At 33.1% G+C, this 17,532-nt stretch carries 18 protein-coding genes; 10 read left to right on the top strand and 8 right to left on the bottom strand.

The features are described from left to right. Positions 1-133: 133 nt before the first annotated feature. The 3 genes from RT99_RS12955 to cysC are packed head-to-tail and all read right to left on the bottom strand — an operon-like array spanning position 134 to position 2,335. Entirely contained in the window at positions 134-1,093 is a 960-nt protein-coding gene (locus RT99_RS12955) for a sulfotransferase family protein (protein ID WP_042565181.1), read from the bottom strand. A gap of 8 nt (positions 1,094-1,101) precedes the next feature. Continuing rightward, on the bottom strand, positions 1,102-1,785 hold the full coding sequence (locus RT99_RS12950) for an aspartyl/asparaginyl beta-hydroxylase domain-containing protein (protein ID WP_042565180.1): 684 nt from the start codon (positions 1,783-1,785) through the stop codon (positions 1,102-1,104). Positions 1,786-1,801: 16 nt separating this feature from the next. Next, positions 1,802-2,335 carry an adenylyl-sulfate kinase gene (cysC, locus tag RT99_RS12945; RefSeq protein WP_042565179.1) on the bottom strand — a complete coding sequence of 178 codons (534 nt, stop codon included), beginning with the start codon at positions 2,333-2,335 and terminating at the stop codon, positions 1,802-1,804. A gap of 121 nt (positions 2,336-2,456) precedes the next feature. Here cysC and RT99_RS12940 point away from each other — a divergent pair, with 121 nt between their 5' ends. The 4 genes from RT99_RS12940 (at position 2,457) to RT99_RS12925 (ending at position 7,674) form a co-directional block, all read left to right on the top strand. Further along, the gene (locus tag RT99_RS12940) at positions 2,457-3,158 is read left to right on the top strand and encodes an NAD-dependent deacylase (RefSeq protein ID WP_042565178.1); all 702 of its coding nucleotides are present in this window, start codon (positions 2,457-2,459) and stop codon (positions 3,156-3,158) included. 101 nt (positions 3,159-3,259) lie between these two features. Continuing rightward, positions 3,260-3,847, top strand: coding sequence for a sterol desaturase family protein (locus RT99_RS12935; RefSeq protein WP_242607201.1), 588 nt, complete (start codon positions 3,260-3,262; stop codon positions 3,845-3,847). Positions 3,848-3,937: 90 nt separating this feature from the next. After that, on the top strand, positions 3,938-5,284 hold the full coding sequence (gene purB / locus RT99_RS12930; protein ID WP_042565176.1) for an adenylosuccinate lyase: 1,347 nt from the start codon (positions 3,938-3,940) through the stop codon (positions 5,282-5,284). 152 nt (positions 5,285-5,436) lie between these two features. Then, positions 5,437-7,674, top strand: coding sequence for a cation:proton antiporter (locus RT99_RS12925; RefSeq protein ID WP_042565175.1), 2,238 nt, complete (start codon positions 5,437-5,439; stop codon positions 7,672-7,674). Between the two features lie 85 nt (positions 7,675-7,759). On the opposite strand, the gene RT99_RS12920 is transcribed toward RT99_RS12925, so the two are convergent. Together RT99_RS12920 and RT99_RS12915 are read right to left on the bottom strand one after the other, a co-directional pair. Further along, positions 7,760-8,398 (bottom strand): peroxiredoxin, encoded by a 639-nt coding sequence (locus RT99_RS12920; RefSeq protein ID WP_042565174.1) that lies wholly within the window; start codon positions 8,396-8,398, stop codon positions 7,760-7,762. Between the two features lie 111 nt (positions 8,399-8,509). Further along, positions 8,510-9,421: an AEC family transporter gene (locus RT99_RS12915; RefSeq protein WP_042565173.1), complete on the bottom strand. Its 912-nt coding sequence runs from the start codon at positions 9,419-9,421 to the stop codon at positions 8,510-8,512. A 105-nt stretch (positions 9,422-9,526) separates the two neighbouring features. On the opposite strand from RT99_RS12915, the gene RT99_RS12910 reads away from it, so the two are divergent. The 5 genes from RT99_RS12910 to meaB all read left to right on the top strand — a co-directional run bounded on the left by RT99_RS12910 (position 9,527) and on the right by meaB (position 13,118). Continuing rightward, positions 9,527-10,093, top strand: coding sequence for a Crp/Fnr family transcriptional regulator (locus RT99_RS12910; RefSeq protein WP_042565172.1), 567 nt, complete (start codon positions 9,527-9,529; stop codon positions 10,091-10,093). Positions 10,094-10,146: 53 nt separating this feature from the next. Continuing rightward, positions 10,147-10,611: a membrane protein gene (locus RT99_RS12905; protein ID WP_042565171.1), complete on the top strand. Its 465-nt coding sequence runs from the start codon at positions 10,147-10,149 to the stop codon at positions 10,609-10,611. A 142-nt stretch (positions 10,612-10,753) separates the two neighbouring features. After that, positions 10,754-11,161 (top strand): Rrf2 family transcriptional regulator, encoded by a 408-nt coding sequence (locus tag RT99_RS12900; protein ID WP_042565170.1) that lies wholly within the window; start codon positions 10,754-10,756, stop codon positions 11,159-11,161. Positions 11,162-11,216: 55 nt separating this feature from the next. Further along, positions 11,217-11,858, top strand: a complete 642-nt coding sequence (locus RT99_RS12895; RefSeq protein ID WP_042565251.1) for an NAD(P)-dependent oxidoreductase — start codon at positions 11,217-11,219, stop codon at positions 11,856-11,858. A 162-nt stretch (positions 11,859-12,020) separates the two neighbouring features. Then, the gene (gene meaB / locus RT99_RS12890) at positions 12,021-13,118 is read left to right on the top strand and encodes a methylmalonyl Co-A mutase-associated GTPase MeaB (RefSeq protein WP_042565169.1); all 1,098 of its coding nucleotides are present in this window, start codon (positions 12,021-12,023) and stop codon (positions 13,116-13,118) included. A gap of 59 nt (positions 13,119-13,177) precedes the next feature. On the opposite strand, the gene RT99_RS12885 is transcribed toward meaB, so the two are convergent. Further along, a complete protein-coding gene (locus RT99_RS12885) occupies positions 13,178-15,115 on the bottom strand; it encodes an LTA synthase family protein (RefSeq protein WP_042565168.1) in 1,938 nt (645 codons plus the stop codon). A 47-nt stretch (positions 15,116-15,162) separates the two neighbouring features. Beyond that, a complete protein-coding gene (locus RT99_RS12880; protein WP_017495128.1) occupies positions 15,163-15,390 on the bottom strand; it encodes a hypothetical protein in 228 nt (75 codons plus the stop codon). A gap of 368 nt (positions 15,391-15,758) precedes the next feature. Between RT99_RS12880 and RT99_RS12875 the strand changes: the two genes are divergently transcribed. Continuing rightward, positions 15,759-16,277, top strand: a complete 519-nt coding sequence (locus RT99_RS12875; protein WP_042565167.1) for a hypothetical protein — start codon at positions 15,759-15,761, stop codon at positions 16,275-16,277. A 172-nt stretch (positions 16,278-16,449) separates the two neighbouring features. Here the strand turns inward: RT99_RS12875 and RT99_RS12870 are convergent, their stop codons facing one another. After that, complete coding sequence (locus tag RT99_RS12870) at positions 16,450-17,331, bottom strand: PPK2 family polyphosphate kinase (RefSeq protein WP_042565166.1); 882 nt, start codon at positions 17,329-17,331, stop codon at positions 16,450-16,452. Between the last annotated feature and the right edge of the window lie 201 nt (positions 17,332-17,532).

The raw sequence follows: 17,532 nt of genomic DNA, 5'->3' as shown, positions 1-17,532 counted from the left end.
CCCATTATAACTAAAGGAATGAATTCTATTAATTTTTGATTGGGCAAATAAAACGGTATTCAAAAAAAAGACTAGTAATACAATCAACTTTTTCATGGAATAAAAATACTATAAAAAGTGATGGAAAAATATATTATAATTCAATAAAACTAGTAGTAAGCTTTTCATGCAAAAGATTAACTTCTGCAAAATCAACTTGTAATTCTTCTTCCTTAAAAGAATCACCTTCAAAAATAGCGCTTTCATTTTTTGAATGTTTCTCTAATCTTTCATACATTTTATCAAGTTCATTATTAGCATAATCAACATTAATAAAGGAGGTAAATTTCTCAACGACATTTTTCATTCCTTCATTATAATTCAGTTTAATTACATTTTGATCTGTTTCGGAAAAGTGAAGAAATCCCTGAAAATATTTCTCTAAAACTAAAGCTCCATATTGATGAAAACTAATTTCGTTCATTTCTTCGGCAGAAATTCCAAAAACTTGAAATGGCAATAAATTCGGAACCATGTGCATTCCCGTCAGTTTTTGATGCGACTTTAAAACCTCTACCGGATTTCTGTAAAGCAATGCAAAAGGTATTTCAGAAAAAATGGATCGCAAATAATCGGCATTAAAAATATGCCAGGCATCCAGCTTTATAATTAAATTCTTTTGTTCCGGAAATCTTCTCTGACCTAATAATGTTATTACAGCTTTTAAAAGAGAAGCTTTTTTTCTCCGATCAAATTTATCACTTCTTAAAATTTCATCGATAATGGGCGCTTCTGAGATCATGATATTTTCAGAAGAAGTTGCCAAAGACTGACTCAACATTGTAGAACCGCATCGTGATACATGAAATACAAGCGATTTTAGTTCGACAGAAATTAATGCAGCAGACCAATTCAGGAGATTTTCTGCAGTTGTAATTACTTTAAACGGCTTTGAATTATAAGCATGACTTCGACATTTTGCTATTGTTTCATCAAAAAAAGGTTCTGCATATTTTATATCAGCCAGATAAATCCATTCAAAATAAATTTCGTTGTCGTTTTCTACCAGCTTATAAGGAATCCAATTTAAAAGAGAGTGATTTATATTTTCCATTCTATATTTTATTCTGCTAATAAATCAGCAATAATTTTAGCGTTAACTTCTGATGGATTTCGGGAAAGTTCATCAATAATTTGCTGTTTTACTCCGTCAGAATATGAAGTAGTTTCTGGAGAGAAATGGAGATCAAAACCCATTTCTGCAAATAATTTATCAGACCAATCGTTTCTGATACAATCAAGTGTAAGATGAATGCGCGGTTCTGCACTTTTATTTTTGACACTATGCGGAAGCTGAAAATTGGCATACCAGCACTCCCCCATTTTCATCGGAACCCGTTTTTTATCCACATAAAAAAACACTTCTTCATTTGTTATAATTGGAATGTGAATTCTAAAAAAACCATCTTCATAAGAAGTATCATTGTCTACATGTTCTTTTATTTCGCTTCCTGGTCCTAATCTCAATAATCGAACGGCTTCTTTTTCGCATTGAAACCAATCCATAATTTCTTTAAAATAATGACAGCGATCCAGCAGATTAGTGTTTTTATGTTCCGTATTTGCAAAAGAAGTAATATCGTTTACCAAACCAGATTGCGATCTTAAAGAAACGCTTGTCCAATTTCCTTCGTAACGATTGGTGTTAAAATGTGGCGTCCATAAATCATTTTCGCATATAGCGAGTTCTTTTTGTAATTTATCAATCGAAAAAGAAATTGGGAGTTTATTAGAAGACGGATTCATATGATTTTAAATTAGATTAGGCCAAACCAGCTATGTTGTCAATTATAAAATTATAGAGTTTATTTGTCGAAAAAGGCACCGTTTCAAAATCGGTTTTTAATATTAAATCGGCACTTGAAGGAATTTCAAAAACATCGCTTATTCCTGTAAAGTTGTTTATCTTATTACGATCATGATCTGGCAATAAAGCTTTTTTATATAACCCTTTCGGATCTCTTTTGATCAAATTATTTATGGAACAATCCAAAAATACAGTTCTGACAAATTCGTGCATTCTCAATTCATTTCTCAGGTTTTCGTATGGATTTATTACTGACATCAAAACAATCGTATCTGTTTTAATAAAATTTTGCCCTACATTAAAAAGGCGTCTGACATTTTCGCATCTGTCATCTTTAGAAAATCCTAAATCTTTGCAAATCGTTTCTCTGTAAACATCACCGTCAACAATTTCGGCTTTATAACCATTTTCAATTAACAAGCCACGAACATTTTGCGCCAATGTCGTTTTTCCTGAACCTGATAATCCTGTAAATTGTATTAAAATCATGGCGAATTTTCTTTGATTTTTTTAACCTTAAAATTAAATAATTTGTAAGAATGAAACAATAAGTATAAATACCCTTTTATTGTTTGGCTAAATCATTATTTTTATCTTTTAATTAAATAAAATGAAAAAGAAACTTGTTGTTTTAACCGGAGCAGGAATTAGTGCCGAAAGCGGAATAAAAACTTTTCGTGACAGCGATGGTTTGTGGGAAGGTCATGATGTTATGGAAGTGGCAACGCCGGAAGGCTGGCATAAAAACCAGGAATTGGTTTTGGATTTTTATAATAAAAGACGTCAGCAGCTTAAGGAAGTTCAGCCGAATTTAGGCCATCAAATTTTAGCCGAATTAGAACAGGATTTTGATGTTCATATTATTACGCAAAATGTAGATGATTTACACGAGCGCGCCGGAAGCACAAAAGTGTTGCATTTGCATGGAGAATTATTAAAAGTAAGAAGTACAAAAAATCGTGATTTAATTCTCGATTGGACAGACGATTTATATACAGGCGATTTTGACGAAAACGGGCATCAATTGCGTCCGCATATTGTATGGTTTGGCGAAGAAGTTCCTGCACTCGAAAGCGCCATTGAAATTACGGAAACCGCAGATTATTTTGCCGTTATCGGAACTTCATTACAAGTTTATCCTGCCGCAGGATTAATTTCATATACGTATAGCATTACGCCGGTTTTTTATATTGATCCAAAACCAATTTCGCTTCCTAATATTCAAAACAAAGTGGAAGTAATTGCGAAACCGGCATCTGAAGGCGTTGCAATTTTAAGAGAGAAATTATTTGAAATAGAAAAGAAAATATGATCTTCCAAAGTTGGTTACACTATTTATCGGAGTACAATTTAGGGTGCTTATTTGTTTTCTTTTTGATTGAAAATCTAACGCTGATTTATCTGTCAGTTATTTTGGCAAAAATCATAGAATACGAAAATACCAAATTGAGTAAAAAAGACCGCAAATGGATTATTGCAACTTTGTTTTGCAACACAGTAATAACCCTTTTAGGATTTGAATTGTATCAATATGAAATTATCAAAATAGATTTTTCGCCATCTCTTTTCTCCATATTATTCGACACTTTAATATTGATCGTAGTAATGGACTTTTTTATGTTTTGCTTTCATTTTCTGGCGCATTATTTAAAATGGTTCAGCCCTATTCATAAGCTTCATCACACACATGTCGAAACCAGTGTTTACAGCCTGTATGTACTTCATCCTATAGAAACTTTGGGTTTTGGATGTATTTGGTTGTTTTCGATTACAATACTCGATTTCAATTATCTCAGTATTATTATTTACCTGATTTTAAATTTGGCTTATGGTATATTTGGTCATTTAAAAACAGATATTTTTCCTGATTTTTGGTACAATAGCAACATCACAAAATGGATCTCTACAACCAAATTTCATTCAAATCATCATAAAAATGAAGCTCATAATTTTGGTTTCTATTTTACAATTTGGGATAAAATTTTCAAAACAATCATTTAATTTTAAAGTTCATATATAATAACGCTTCGGTAATTTTCAGAAGTTTTAACAATACCTTATATTTGCAACTTTCGAACAAACAACATAACAATGACTACTTTAAACGAATTGAATGCTATATCGCCAATTGACGGAAGATATAGAAGCAAAACCCTTTCATTAGCACCTTTTTTCTCAGAAGAAGCTTTAATCAAATACCGTGTATTGGTTGAAATTGAATACTTTATTGCCTTGTGCGAAGTGCCATTACCACAGCTTTCTGGTGTAAATCCAAGTTTATTTGACAGTTTAAGAGACATCTACAAAAAATTCTCTACTGAAGATGCACTTTGGATTAAGGAAACTGAAAAAGTTACCAACCATGATGTGAAAGCAGTAGAATATTTCATTAAAGATGCTTTTGAAAAATTAGGCTTATCTCAATATAAAGAGTTCATTCACTTCGGATTAACTTCTCAGGATATTAACAATACCGCAATTCCGCTTTCTACAAAAGAAGCGTTTGAGCAGGTTTATATGCCATCTTTAATTGCTTTAATTTCTAAATTGAAAGAATTAAGCATTGAGTGGGCAGCTATTCCAATGTTAGCTCGTACGCACGGACAACCAGCCTCTCCTACTCGTTTGGGTAAAGAACTTTTGGTTTTTGTAGAGCGTCTTGAAGAGCAAATGCGTTTGTTGTTTAATATTCCGTTTGCTGCTAAATTTGGTGGAGCAACAGGAAACTACAACGCACATCATGTTGCTTATCCGCAAATTGACTGGAAACAATTTGGAAGTAAATTTGTTCAGGACGAACTTGGTTTACACCATTCTTTTCCAACAACACAAATTGAACATTATGATCATTTTGCTGCATTTTTTGATGCTTTAAAAAGAATCAACAATATCATTATCGATTTAGACCGTGATATCTGGACGTATGTTTCTATGGATTATTTTAAACAAAAAATCAAAGCAGGAGAAATTGGATCATCTGCAATGCCACATAAAGTAAACCCAATTGATTTTGAAAACTCTGAAGGAAACTTAGGAATTGCAAATGCTATCTTTGAACATTTGGCAGCTAAATTACCAATTTCAAGATTACAGCGTGATTTAACAGACAGTACTGTTTTACGTAATATAGGCGTTCCGATGGGACACACCATTATTGCTTTTGAAGCATCTCTTAAAGGTTTAAATAAATTACTTTTAAACGAAGGGAAATTTGCTGAAGATTTAGAGAAAAACTGGGCAGTTGTAGCAGAAGCAATTCAGACTATTTTACGTCGTGAAGCGTATCCAAATCCATACGAAGCTTTAAAAGGTTTGACAAGAACGAATGAAGCAATTGATAAAAAAGCAATTCATAATTTTATTGCGACTTTAGAAGTTTCTGATGTAATTAAAGAAGAATTAATGCAGATAACACCTAGCAATTTCACAGGAATTTAGATAAAACACAAAATATTTTGCCAAAAAAAGCTATCTTTATCGAGATAGCTTTTTTTATTTACCTCGGGAAGCCAGACCAGATTAAAATGTAAGCTTTTTAGTAAAAGCTCATAATAAAACTGGAGGAAGCTCCGAACTAAAACACCGTTTTTATGATTGCCTTAAATGCCGCCGCAGAAACTTCACACCACTTAGAACCTTTGATTAGCGACTTGGGATTAATCCTGATGACCGCCGGAATTGCTGTATTGTTATTTAAAAAAATGAAACAGCCTTTAGTATTAGGATATTTAATTGCCGGATTTTTAGCCGGTAATCACTTTGACTTTTTTCCATCGGTTACAGACATGAAAAGTGTTGAAGTCTGGGCTGAAATTGGGGTTATATTTTTGCTTTTTAGTTTGGGACTCGAATTTAGTTTTAAGAAACTGATGAAAGTAGGCGGAACATCCTCCATAACTGCCATTACTCAAATTTTATTCATGGTCGTCATTGGATATTTTATTGGCCAATGGATGGGTTGGGGAAAAATGGACAGTATTTTTCTGGGTGCTACCCTTTCAATTTCATCAACCACAATTATTATTCGTGCTTTTGATGAACTTGGCGTAAAAGGAAAAAAGTTCGTTGGAATTGTTTTTGGAGCCTTAATTGTTGAAGATATAGTTGCCATTTTGATGATGGTTTTACTGGCAACTGTTGCCGTAAGCGATCAGGTTTCAGGCGCTGCACTATTACAATCTGTTTTAAAATTAGTTTTCTTTTTAATCATTTGGTTTTTGGGAGGAATCTTTATTATTCCAACTATTCTAAAAAAAGCAAAACATCTTTTAACTGATGAAATGTTGCTAATTATTTCATTAGCACTTTGTTTGATGATGGTTATGTTCGCTGCAAATGTTGGTTTTTCTCCAGCTTTGGGCGCCTTTATAATGGGATCTATTATTGCAGAAACAACTCAGGCTGAAAAGATCGAACATTTGATTCAACCCGTAAAAGACTTATTTGGTGCTGTTTTCTTCGTATCGGTGGGTATGTTAATTAATCCCGAAACACTGGTTACGTATGCACTTCCTGTTGCTATTATTACGTTGGTAACCATTTTTGGAAAAGCATTCAGTTCTGCAACCGGAGCTTTATTATCTGGTCAGCCGCTTAGACAATCTGTTCAGACGGGAATGAGTTTGGCGCAAATAGGAGAATTCTCCTTTATTATTGCTACTTTAGGAATGAGCCTAAAAGTAACAAGTGATTTTTTATATCCGATAATTGTTGCCGTGTCAGCCATTACAACTTTTACGACACCTTTCTTAATTAAATATTCAGATCCTTTTTCACAATATTTAGAAGAAAAATTACCTAAAAAATGGGTTAAAAACATTAATCGTTACAGTCTTAATGCACAAGCTATAAAATCAGTTAGTACCTGGCAAAAAGTACTTAATACTTATATTATACAAATTGTTTTAAATACGATTATTATTGCTGCCATTATTCTATTGTCATCAAAATTTGTTGCTCCATTGGTCGCAGATACAAGATTTGGAAATACGTTGGCTGCACTTATTACATTAGTTATAATTGCTCCTTTTTTATGGGCACTTTCATTACGACGCGTTGCTGTAGAGGAAGTAGAATTACTTTGGGAAGAACGTAAATATCGCGGAGCTCTTTTAATGATGATTTTAATCCGAATGAGTTTAGGATTATTTTTTATTGGATTTTTATTAAATATTTTCTTCTCTCCTTTAGTTGCTTTTGTTGCCTTAATCATAGCTATTGTAGCTTATCAAATATTCCCGAAAAAACTCAACGAACAATATCATAAAATTGAAAATCACTTTTTAAAGAATTTCAATGATCGTGAAAACAAAAAAATAGACAGACGTTATGCTAATTTAATGCCTTGGGATGGTCACATGTCTATTTTTGAAATTGGAAAAGAGTCAAATCTGGCTGGTAAAACATTACAGGAATTACGTATTCGTGAACAACTCGGAATTAATATTGCCTATATAAGACGTGGAGAAGTAACAATCCCTATTCCGACTAAAACCGAGCGATTATTTCCAGGTGATGAAATTTGTGTAATTGGTACCGATGCACAGGTTACGGAGTTTACAAAATACCTGAATCAGAATGAAACCGAAACGGCCAAATCTGTAGAGGAATCTCAAATTGTATTACGCCAGTTAGAAGTTGCTGACGAAGAATTTATTCAAAAAAGTATCGGACAATTCAGAACAAAAACTAACGGAATGGTTGTTGGAATAGAACGAAACGGAAACAGAATATTAAATCCAGAATCGCATTTGGTTTTAGAACAAAACGATATTATCTGGGTTGTTGGTGATAAAAAAAGAATGAATGAGTTGATGAAGAAAGCTTAGTAAAGTTGCTAAAGTATTAAGGCTCTAAGTTTCTAAGATTAAAATCTTAGAAACTTAGAGCCTTAGCATCTTATAACCTAAAAAATTATTTATTCGGTTGTGGAGTCATTCTCAAATAAGGTTTTATTGGAGTATGCCCTTTTGGAAATTTTGCAGGAATATCACTGTCCGGAACCGCAGGAGTAATTACTACATCTTCTCCATCTTTCCAGTTTGCTGGTGTTGCAACGCTATAATTTGCTGTTAATTGCAAACTATCGATAACACGAAGCAGTTCATCAAAATTTCTTCCTGTTGAAGCCGGGTACGTTAGCGTCAATTTTATTTTTTTGTCGGCACCAATAACAAATACAGAACGTACCGTAAATTTGTCACTTGCATTTGGATGAAGCATATCATATAAAGTAGCTATTTTTTTATCCTCATCAGCAATTATCGGGAAATTTACTGTTGTATTTTGAGTTTCATTGATGTCTTTTATCCACTCTTTGTGCGACTCTAAACCATCAACGCTTAAAGCAATAACTTTTGTATTTCTTTTAGTAAATTCAGGAAGGTAATTAGCAACTGTTCCTAATTCAGTTGTACAAACCGGTGTAAAATCTGAAGGATGCGAAAATAAAACTCCCCATGAATCTCCTAACCATTCGTGAAAATGAATTGGTCCTTCGGTAGTTTCTGCAGAAAAATCCGGAGCTATATCGCCTAATCTTAATGTTGACATAATTGTATTTTTTTAGTTCATCTAAAATTAGTCAAAAAAAGAACAAGGAAAACATTCAATTCCGAAAAAAAAGTTAAAATTCTATCTTTTCTATCTAATTACTATTATAAGCTAAATAAAACTAACTACAAAGTACCATATAGCAAGGGTTACAAACGAAATCGGAATTCCAAAACCAATCATCATACTGCTTAATTTTGGCTTTAAACCATAAGTCGAAGCCAAAATTGCACCCGTAATCATAGGTGCCATTGCAATTTCAATAATGGTGATTTTTATAGCTTCAGAATGCTGATTAAAAACAAAAACGTATAAAACCAAAATGATAAACGGAGTGACAATTAGTCGAAAAAAAAGTCCAAGTCGCAAAAATTGCCAGTGCTGACTTTTTCGATCAAAACTCAATTGCAATCCAACTGAAAATAAAGCTAATGGTGTAACTAAACTTCCCAATTTCAATAAAAGAGATTGAAGATTAAGTTCTAAATCGTACTCAAAAACATTCATCAAACAAGCGACAACAAATGTAATAAACGGCGGAAAAAAGATAATTTTCTTAAAAATGCTTAGAGCGTCCGGACTTCCCTTAGAATAAAAAGCAGCAACGAAAACACCCAAAGTAGAAACCACAACAAAAGTTCCTGGCTGATCTACCAAAACTGCTGTTTCTAAACCCTTTTTCCCAAATAATGCTTCAACAATTGGATATCCAAGAAAAGATGAATTGCTTAATCCTGCAGTCAGAATTAAACAGCCAATCAATTTATTTGACCAGCCCAATCTTTTTCCTAAGAAATGAAAAAAAACAAAAGCCAGTAAAAAACTAATCCAGCCCGCTCCTATTGGAAACAATAACTCATTGCTCCATTTTATTTTCGGAATATGATATAAAGTAATTGCCGGCAAACATAAATACATGACAATTTTATTGATACTCTTATAGATATGCGTTGGAAATTGCTTTATATTTTTTAAAAGCAATCCTAGAAACAAAAAGAAGAATATTAGAATAAAGTTGTTCATATCGTTAAGTAGCCACAAAAATAGGCATTTATAAGCTGATGTATAAAACAAATTATACCGCTTCATAAAGTTTTTATTACTTTTAATCTGTAATTTAAAAAATCAATGCAGCGAATACGAGATAATTTTGAGCGAATGGCAAAACTTTCAGATGAGGACTGGAATACTTTTTCGTCAAAGCTAATACGTCAGGAATTTTCAAAGAAAACGCCTATACTTGAAACGGGGCATGTCGAAAATTATCTTTCGTTTATAGAGAAAGGATTAGTTCGGTATTATATTCCGGGTGAAGATAATGATCTCACTTTTACGTTTGTATTTGATGGAGAATTTGCAAGTGGATATGATTCGTTTATTACAAGACAACCGGTAAATTATACCATTGAAACTCTTGCTGACACCATACTTTGGCGCATATCATATAGCGATCTTCAGGATATTTATGCCGAAACAAAAATTGGTAATACTCTTGGGCGTCTTGCAAGTGAGGGATTATTTCTAAAAAAATCGAAGCGGGAACTTTCGCTCCTTAACGATTCTGCTGAGCAACGTTATCGCAATTTATTTACAGAACAACCACAATTGATTCAAAAAATTCCTCAAAAATACCTTGCTTCTTATATTGGCATTACTCCACAAGCTTTAAGCAGAATAAGAAAACGCATTTATTAACCCAGGTTCATTGTTTTAGGTTTCTTTAGGATGCAACTTTGCATAAAAAAGATATGGAAACCTTAATTATTTTATTCGGAGTCTTTGCAAGTGTTCTACTTATTATAAAATTAACAACTAAAAAATTTAAAGTTTCACAGGCTGGCAGAATAGCAATGGCTGCAATGCTTGTATTTACGGCGATTGGGCATTTTGCATTTGCCAAAGGAATGGCAATGATGATCTCTTTTTTACCTTCACCTATCACAATTGTATATATTACTGGAATCATAGAACTAGTAGCGGCGGCAGGACTTCTGATACCAAAAACAACATCACTTACAGGCAAACTACTTATAGTATTTTTTATAATGTTGCTTCCTGCAAACATCTATGCTGCATGTCACAATATAAATTTACAAACCGCCGATTATAGCGGCAAAGGCATTTCGTACCTATGGTTTAGAATACCACTGCAACTTCTTTTTATACTTTGGGTTTATTATTTTTCAATCAGAAATCAATCAAAAATCAAATAGCAATCAAAGGAATGCACATTGTTTAAACAAATGATGTGCACCACTTCCCGTTTCATCTTAGCTTCTATTTAAATTAAATTTTAGTTAAAACTTTTTTTTATTTCATAAAACAACTTACATTTGTAACATATTTTATTACAGTATGCTTTCAGGTAAATTTGCCATTACGATTCACATTCTTACTTTGCTCACTAAATTCCCAAATGATTATTTATCATCGGAGTTTATTGCGGGGAGTATTAATCTGAACCCTGTTTTGGTTCGAAAAGAAATTGCCAATTTGAAATCACACAACATTGTAGAAAGTAAAGAAGGTAAAAATGGCGGAACAAAATTGTCTATTGATCCAGGTAAAATCACCTTAAAAGAGATTTTCGAAATGACTTTTGAAACCATTAATTTAGGTTATGCCAAAAATCAACCCAACCCGGATTGTCCTGTTGGAAAAAAAATCAATCAAAATCTATCTGCCTTATATGCAGATATGAATCAAAAAGTTAGTTTACAACTTGAAGGAATTTCTTTGGAAGATTTTTCGAATCAGTTCTAAAGCTATTTTTTTATACAAAACTGTAACATTTTTTATTACTATTAAATTATATATTATGAAAATCGCAATTATTGGAGCAACAGGATTTGTTGGCTCAGCTATTTTAAACGAATTAGCAAACAGAAATCACAACATTACTGCTATTGCCAGAAACCCGAAAGAAACATCAAACGCAACATGGATTGCTACAGACATTTTTAATGTTGATGCTTTGGCAGATGTTTTAAAGGGACATGACGTTATTATAAACGCTTATAATCCAGGTTGGACAAACCCAAATATTTATGACGATTTTCTGGCAGGTTCAAAAGCAATTCAGGAAGCTGCAAAAAAATCTGGTGTAAAACGTTTTATCACGATCGGTGGTGCGGGAAGTTTATTTGTTGCACCAGATTTACAAGCAGTTGACACTCCTGATTTTCCTAAAGAAATCTATCCGGGAGCAAGCGCCGCAAGAGATTATTTAAATATTATTAAAGAAGAAAAAGATTTAGATTGGGCATTTTTTAGTCCGGCTTTCGAAATGCATGCAGGAACTACAACCGGAAGAACAGGAAAATACCGTTTAGGTTTAGAAAATCCTGTTTTTAATGATGAGCAAAGAAGTATTCTTTCTGTAGAAGATTTAGCAGTTGTTATCGCTGACGAAACAGAAACTCCAAAACACCATCAAGTTCGTTTTACAGCAGGATATTAAAACACAAATTTCACTAATTTTCACGAATTAAAAACATTTAAAGACTCTGCAATTAATTTGTGTTAATTTGTGAAATTCGTGTTCTATATAAAACAGTTTCAAAAATCCTTTTTTTGAAACTGTTTATGTTTTCTGTACTTTTACAATACCAAAAAAAGTATTTTGCCAAGTCCAAATAAACAATCGAGCAGTTTACAAGAAAAAGCCGGAATTTCGCCCCCAGAAATTACCAGTATTTCTGCTATAAATCAAATTCAGAAAAACAGGAGAAAGCAACCTTCTTCAGATGAATTAATTGACGGAATTCTTAACGGAAACAGAACTTCTTTAAGCCGTGCCATAACTTTAGTAGAAAGCACAAATCCCGAACATGCTGAAAAAGCAAATGAAGTTATTAATGGATGTTTGCCTCATGCCAATAAATCGATCAGAATAGGAATTACAGGTGTTCCCGGCGTTGGAAAAAGTACTTTTATCGAAGCTTTTGGAACTTTCCTGACACAGCTGGGTAAAAAAGTTGCTGTTTTGGCCGTTGATCCAAGCAGTTCGCTTTCGCACGGGAGTATTCTGGGTGATAAAACCCGAATGGAAGAACTCGTGAAAGATGAAAATGCTTTTATCAGGCCAAGTGCTTCCGGAGATACTTTGGGCGGCGTAGCCAGAAAAACCCGTGAATCAATTATTTTATGCGAAGCTGCAGGTTTTGATACGATCATTATAGAAACCGTTGGTGTTGGGCAAAGTGAAACTGCTGTACACAGTATGGTAGACTTTTTTCTATTATTAAAGATTTCAGGTGCCGGAGATGAACTTCAGGGCATTAAACGCGGCATTATGGAAATGGCAGATACTATTGTCATCAATAAAGCAGATGGCGATAACATCAAAAAAGCAAATCAGGCGAAACTTGAATTCAACAGGGCTTTGCATTTATTTCCTCCAAAAAAATCAAATTGGCAGCCAAAAGTTACCACTTGCAGCGCAATTACAAAAGAAGGTGTATCAGAGATTTGGAACACAATTTCTGCTTATTTTGAAATGACAAATAAAACAGGCTTTTTTCAGGAAAAACGAAAAGAGCAGAATCATTTCTGGATGATGGAAACCATAAACGAGCAACTAAAATTCAACTTCTATAATCAACCGGAAATAATTTCACAATTAGAACAAAACAAAAAAGCAGTGCAAAACGATGAAATTTCACCTTTTGCAGCTGCTCAGAGTTTATTAAAATTGTATTTTAACAAAGGGACAAAGTAGCAAAGGTTCAAAGGGACAGAGTAAAAACTTTTGTCGCTTTGAACCATTTTCCTTTGGACCTATTTAGTTCCTCTCAACTTATACTTATTCTCCTTATATAAATTACCTGCTGTAATAACATGCGCCAAAGCATCTTTTGCTAATTCTTCATTTAATTTTACAGGAATTAAGGTTGTATCATTTTTGATTTCGAATTGCAGAGGTTTCAAATTTGGCTGCATAATTACAACCTGATTTTCAACTCTAAATGCGTTGATATCATTAAACTGCATAATCGATCTTCCTTGTGTTTTTGGATCCAATTGATTTAGGTTTCTTCCCACCATTGGCGTTTCAAAAGGAATTCCTAAATAACCCAATAATGTTGGCGGAATATCAATTTGACTTGCCAGTTTGTTATATGAAACTCCTTTTGCAACTCCTGGCCCCATAATTAAGGCCGGAATATGGAATTTGTTTATTGGCACTAAATTTTTACCGTAGGTTCTTGTATTATGATCCGCGATTACGATGAAAATCGTGTTTTTGAAATAAGCTTCTTTTTTTGCCATTTCAAAGAATTTCCCAATCGAAAAATCGGCATATTTCATTGCATTATTTACTGTCGCAGCCGTTTTGTCATACGTTTTAATTCTTCCTGCCGGATATTCAAAAGGTTCGTGATTTGAAGTCGAAAACATTAAAGAAAAGAAAGGCTTATTCCCTTTTGCTTTAAAATAATTATTTGCTTTTGTTACCAAATCTTCATCAGAATAACCCCAGGTTCCTTTAAACGCATATTCATTTCCGTCCGATTCAAAATCTGTTTGATCTACGATATCCTCAAAGCCATTTCCGTTGAAAAATGAAGCCATATTATCAAAATTTGCCATTCCGCCATAAATAAAACTAGTGTCATAACCTTTTTGTTTTAAAGCATCTGCAAGCGTGAAAAATCCTTGTTGGGAGTTTCCTAACTTCACAACACTTTCAGACGGTGACGGCAAAAATCCTGTTACAACCGCTTCAATTCCGCGTACGCTTCGGGTTCCTGTGCAATATAAGTTAGTAAACAACAAACCTTCTTTGGATAATTTATCAAATTCCGGTGTTAATGGCTTTCCTCCTAAAATTCCAACATATTCAGCTCCTAAACTTTCCTGTAAAAAGATTACTAAGTTATATGGTTTCTTCATCAGAGAATCCGGCTGCTGCACATGTAAAAACGGAATATCAGCATCATTAAAATCACCTTTTCCGGCTATCATGTATTTTTTTACACGAGCGATTGCTTCGGCTTCGTCCATTTTACCATACATTTTTGTGTTTCCTTCGTTTTTAATCGAATAGGCAGCAAAAGCAACGGTATAAAATGAATTTAATCCCAAACAATTTGTCAATTGATCTGTAGAAAAAACAGCATTACTGGCGTTAATTGGACGTTTTGAAACCAAACTTGAACGTGCTCCAAAGAACAATAAAAAAGCCACTAATGGAAAAATCATCAGTTTGAATTTATATTCGGCACTTGTAGAATGGAAAAACTGTTTTCCTTTTTTGAGCGCCAAATAAATCACAACTCCCAAAATCAGGAAAGTCACAATAATCGAAGTCAGGTAGCTTTTTAAAAGCATTCCAACTACTTCTTTAGGGTAAATCAGATAATCTAAGAAAATTTTATTCGGACGTGTATCGTATTGTTTTACAAAATCCGGCGAAGCCAATTCTACAAACAAAATCAGAAACAGGAATAAAAAACTATAAATTACCAAAAATGTATTCGTAAACTTAAGCCATTTATTAGGCAAAAATGTAATTAGTACAGCGGGAAGAAAAGACAAATAACAAAGTAAAATCAAATCCATTCGAAGACCGATTGGAAAAATATACCAGAAATTAGGCGTTTCGACAACTCTATCTTTAAAAAGAAAAAATAAAAAGATTCTACTTAAAGTGGTAATTAGCAATCCGATTGCTATAAAATTAAAAACAGGTTTTAAAAAACGTAAATTTTTCATCAAAAAGATTTAAATGTTTTGGGCTGAAGCCGATACTTACAGATTCTCTATTCTTCGTAACGGTTTATTTCTCTATCGTAAAACTCATTAGCCAAAACAATTAGTCCTTCCATTTCAGCATTCAATTCAGCTTCATCAAGATCTTCGGCTTCTTCCATAAATTCAACCTCATCATCTTTTAAATTGATTATAAACCTTGGGTAATCAAGGTGAATGATGAAAATGTCATCTGGGAAATCAGTATTATCTCCAAGTAAAAATTTAGGTAATTCCATTTTTATTTAATTTATTTTTTTGTTTATATTTTTTACCACAGATTGAACGGATTAAAATTATTTTAAAAATAATCTGTGAGAATCTGTTACTTATATTTTAATCTCCAAATTTAGTTATTTGAAGATGAATTATGGATTAATTTTTTGGTTGACTAATGAAAGCGAATATACACAAATATTGCTGCTGTCGTTAATCCCGGCAAAGATAATCAGAAGCTTTGAATTCTTAGGTATTATTAAAATTATAAGCAAATATTAAGCATTTAATAGCTCAATACGAGATTATATAAAAATTTCAAAAAATTATATAACAAACACCAAATGCCTTGCGTTTAATTTTACACTATTAATAATTAAAAAATATTGTCATGAGAAAATTACAATTTATATGCCTTGCTGCTTTTGCTTTTTTATACACCAACACAACATTCGCTCAAGACAGTGAAGTAAAAAATTACGATCAGGGATTTAGATTAGGTTTTGGGGTAAACGGTGGTTTGCCAACTGATAATGCTTACGATTGGTCTCTTGGTGGTGACGTTCGTTTACAATATGATTTATCAAGAAGAACTTCACTTACATTAACTACTGGTTTCACCAATTTATTTATGGGAAAAGATGAAAATGGAGTTGATGTAAATGATCTTGGATTTATTCCGGCAAAAGCTGGTTTTAAAGCTTTTGTATGGGAAGATCAATTTTATGTTCTTGGTGAAGTTGGTGCCGGTTTTGCCGTAACAAACGGTTATGACGATACTACTTTTTTATGGGCACCCGGAATTGGATATGCTAACAAATACATTGATATCAGTGTACGTTACGAAGATTACAATAAATTCAAAACAAATCAGGTAGCGCTTCGTTTAGCGTATGGATTTGATTTGTAAAAAATACTTTCATTTTTATTCTTTTGTTTTTGGTAATAATCCCGGCAGATCCTCACAATCTGCCGGGTTTATAATTTTATGGAAGTTCTAAAATATCTATATAATAATAAGGAACAGCCATTATTCATCCTGACAAAAATTATCTAATTATCTCAATTGACAAATTATCTAATTATTTATTCCCCGATAATTCCTTCTTATACATTTCAAAGTTGGCTTTTATTTTGTCGTCTAATTCCGGTTCTTTAATATCCGTGTATTTTTTCATTTCTTCCCAGATAATTTTGGCCACAATATAGCGAGCCATTTCTTTATCATCGGCAGGAACTACAAACCAAGGCGCGTGCTCTGTCGAAGTTCTGTTTATAGCTTCCTCATAATATTGTTGGTATTCGTCCCAATGCTCGCGTTCTTTCAGGTCGCCCGGAGAAAACTTCCAATTGTGCTTTCCTTCTTCCAAACGGCGTAACAATCGTTCTCTCTGCTCTTCTTTGCTCAAATGCAGAAAAAACTTCATGACAATCGTTCCGTTTTCGGCAATATGACTTTCGAAATTATTGATTTGTTCAATTCTTTTTTTCCAAAATTTAGGCGTAATATCATCCACAGAATTTATTCCCGGTAAATTCTCTGCCAAAATATATTCCGGATGCACGCGCGTAACCAAAACATTCTCATAATGCGTGCGGTTAAAAATCGCAAATTTTCCTTTTTCGGGTAAAGCGATATAATGGCGCCATAAATAATCGTGTTCTAACTCTGTCGAATTGGGCGTTTTAAAACTATGCACCACTACTCCACGCGGATTAAATTCTTTAAAAACTTCCCGAATCAAACTATCTTTTCCGGATGTATCCATTCCCTGCAAACAAATTAAAACGCTGTATTTATTATGCGAATACATTACGTCCTGCAAATCGCTTAATTTGTCTCTCACTTTGTCTATTTTTTCTTCTTTCTCTTCATCATCAGCTTCTATATCTAATAAAGTTGGAATCTTGGATAATTTTATTTTATCTGTAACTTTAAAATCTTTCGGATCTATCGATTTCATATATTTTCAGTTTTTATACAAGTAAATATACTATTTTTACGAAGCATATTCCTGCTATTCATTACAATACTTTTTCGATAAATTGTTTTTTAACAAGCCACAACAAGAGCTTACGCCGGTTGCTTTGTTCTGTCAGTAAAAAATACAATTTCTTCTCAAAGTATTTTCATTACTATCAGGGCTAGACATTGGTTTTCAAAA

This window comes from Flavobacterium sp. MEB061 (genome assembly GCF_000834715.1).
Taxonomy (GTDB): Bacteria; Bacteroidota; Bacteroidia; order Flavobacteriales; family Flavobacteriaceae; genus Flavobacterium; species Flavobacterium pectinovorum.
The sequence above is the reverse complement of the archived record's forward strand: the minus strand, read 5'-3'. Positions and strand labels throughout refer to the sequence as shown.

Excerpts from the sequence above, each read along its gene's own strand:
- RT99_RS12920 (WP_042565174.1), bottom strand. The coding sequence starts at position 8,398 with ATGTCAACATTAAGATTAGGCGATATAGCTCCGGATTTTTCTGCAGAA.
- purB (WP_042565176.1), top strand. The coding sequence starts at position 3,938 with ATGACTACTTTAAACGAATTGAATGCTATATCGCCAATTGACGGAAGA.
- RT99_RS12940 (WP_042565178.1), top strand. The coding sequence starts at position 2,457 with ATGAAAAAGAAACTTGTTGTTTTAACCGGAGCAGGAATTAGTGCCGAA.
- RT99_RS12875 (WP_042565167.1), top strand. The coding sequence starts at position 15,759 with ATGAGAAAATTACAATTTATATGCCTTGCTGCTTTTGCTTTTTTATAC.
- RT99_RS12925 (WP_042565175.1), top strand. The coding sequence starts at position 5,437 with ATGATTGCCTTAAATGCCGCCGCAGAAACTTCACACCACTTAGAACCT.
- RT99_RS12915 (WP_042565173.1), bottom strand. The coding sequence starts at position 9,421 with ATGAACAACTTTATTCTAATATTCTTCTTTTTGTTTCTAGGATTGCTT.
- RT99_RS12880 (WP_017495128.1), bottom strand. The coding sequence starts at position 15,390 with ATGGAATTACCTAAATTTTTACTTGGAGATAATACTGATTTCCCAGAT.
- RT99_RS12955 (WP_042565181.1), bottom strand. The coding sequence starts at position 1,093 with ATGGAAAATATAAATCACTCTCTTTTAAATTGGATTCCTTATAAGCTG.
- RT99_RS12905 (WP_042565171.1), top strand. The coding sequence starts at position 10,147 with ATGGAAACCTTAATTATTTTATTCGGAGTCTTTGCAAGTGTTCTACTT.
- cysC (WP_042565179.1), bottom strand. The coding sequence starts at position 2,335 with ATGATTTTAATACAATTTACAGGATTATCAGGTTCAGGAAAAACGACA.
- RT99_RS12950 (WP_042565180.1), bottom strand. The coding sequence starts at position 1,785 with ATGAATCCGTCTTCTAATAAACTCCCAATTTCTTTTTCGATTGATAAA.
- RT99_RS12870 (WP_042565166.1), bottom strand. The coding sequence starts at position 17,331 with ATGAAATCGATAGATCCGAAAGATTTTAAAGTTACAGATAAAATAAAA.
- RT99_RS12885 (WP_042565168.1), bottom strand. The coding sequence starts at position 15,115 with ATGAAAAATTTACGTTTTTTAAAACCTGTTTTTAATTTTATAGCAATC.
- RT99_RS12910 (WP_042565172.1), top strand. The coding sequence starts at position 9,527 with ATGCAGCGAATACGAGATAATTTTGAGCGAATGGCAAAACTTTCAGAT.
- RT99_RS12900 (WP_042565170.1), top strand. The coding sequence starts at position 10,754 with ATGCTTTCAGGTAAATTTGCCATTACGATTCACATTCTTACTTTGCTC.
- RT99_RS12895 (WP_042565251.1), top strand. The coding sequence starts at position 11,217 with ATGAAAATCGCAATTATTGGAGCAACAGGATTTGTTGGCTCAGCTATT.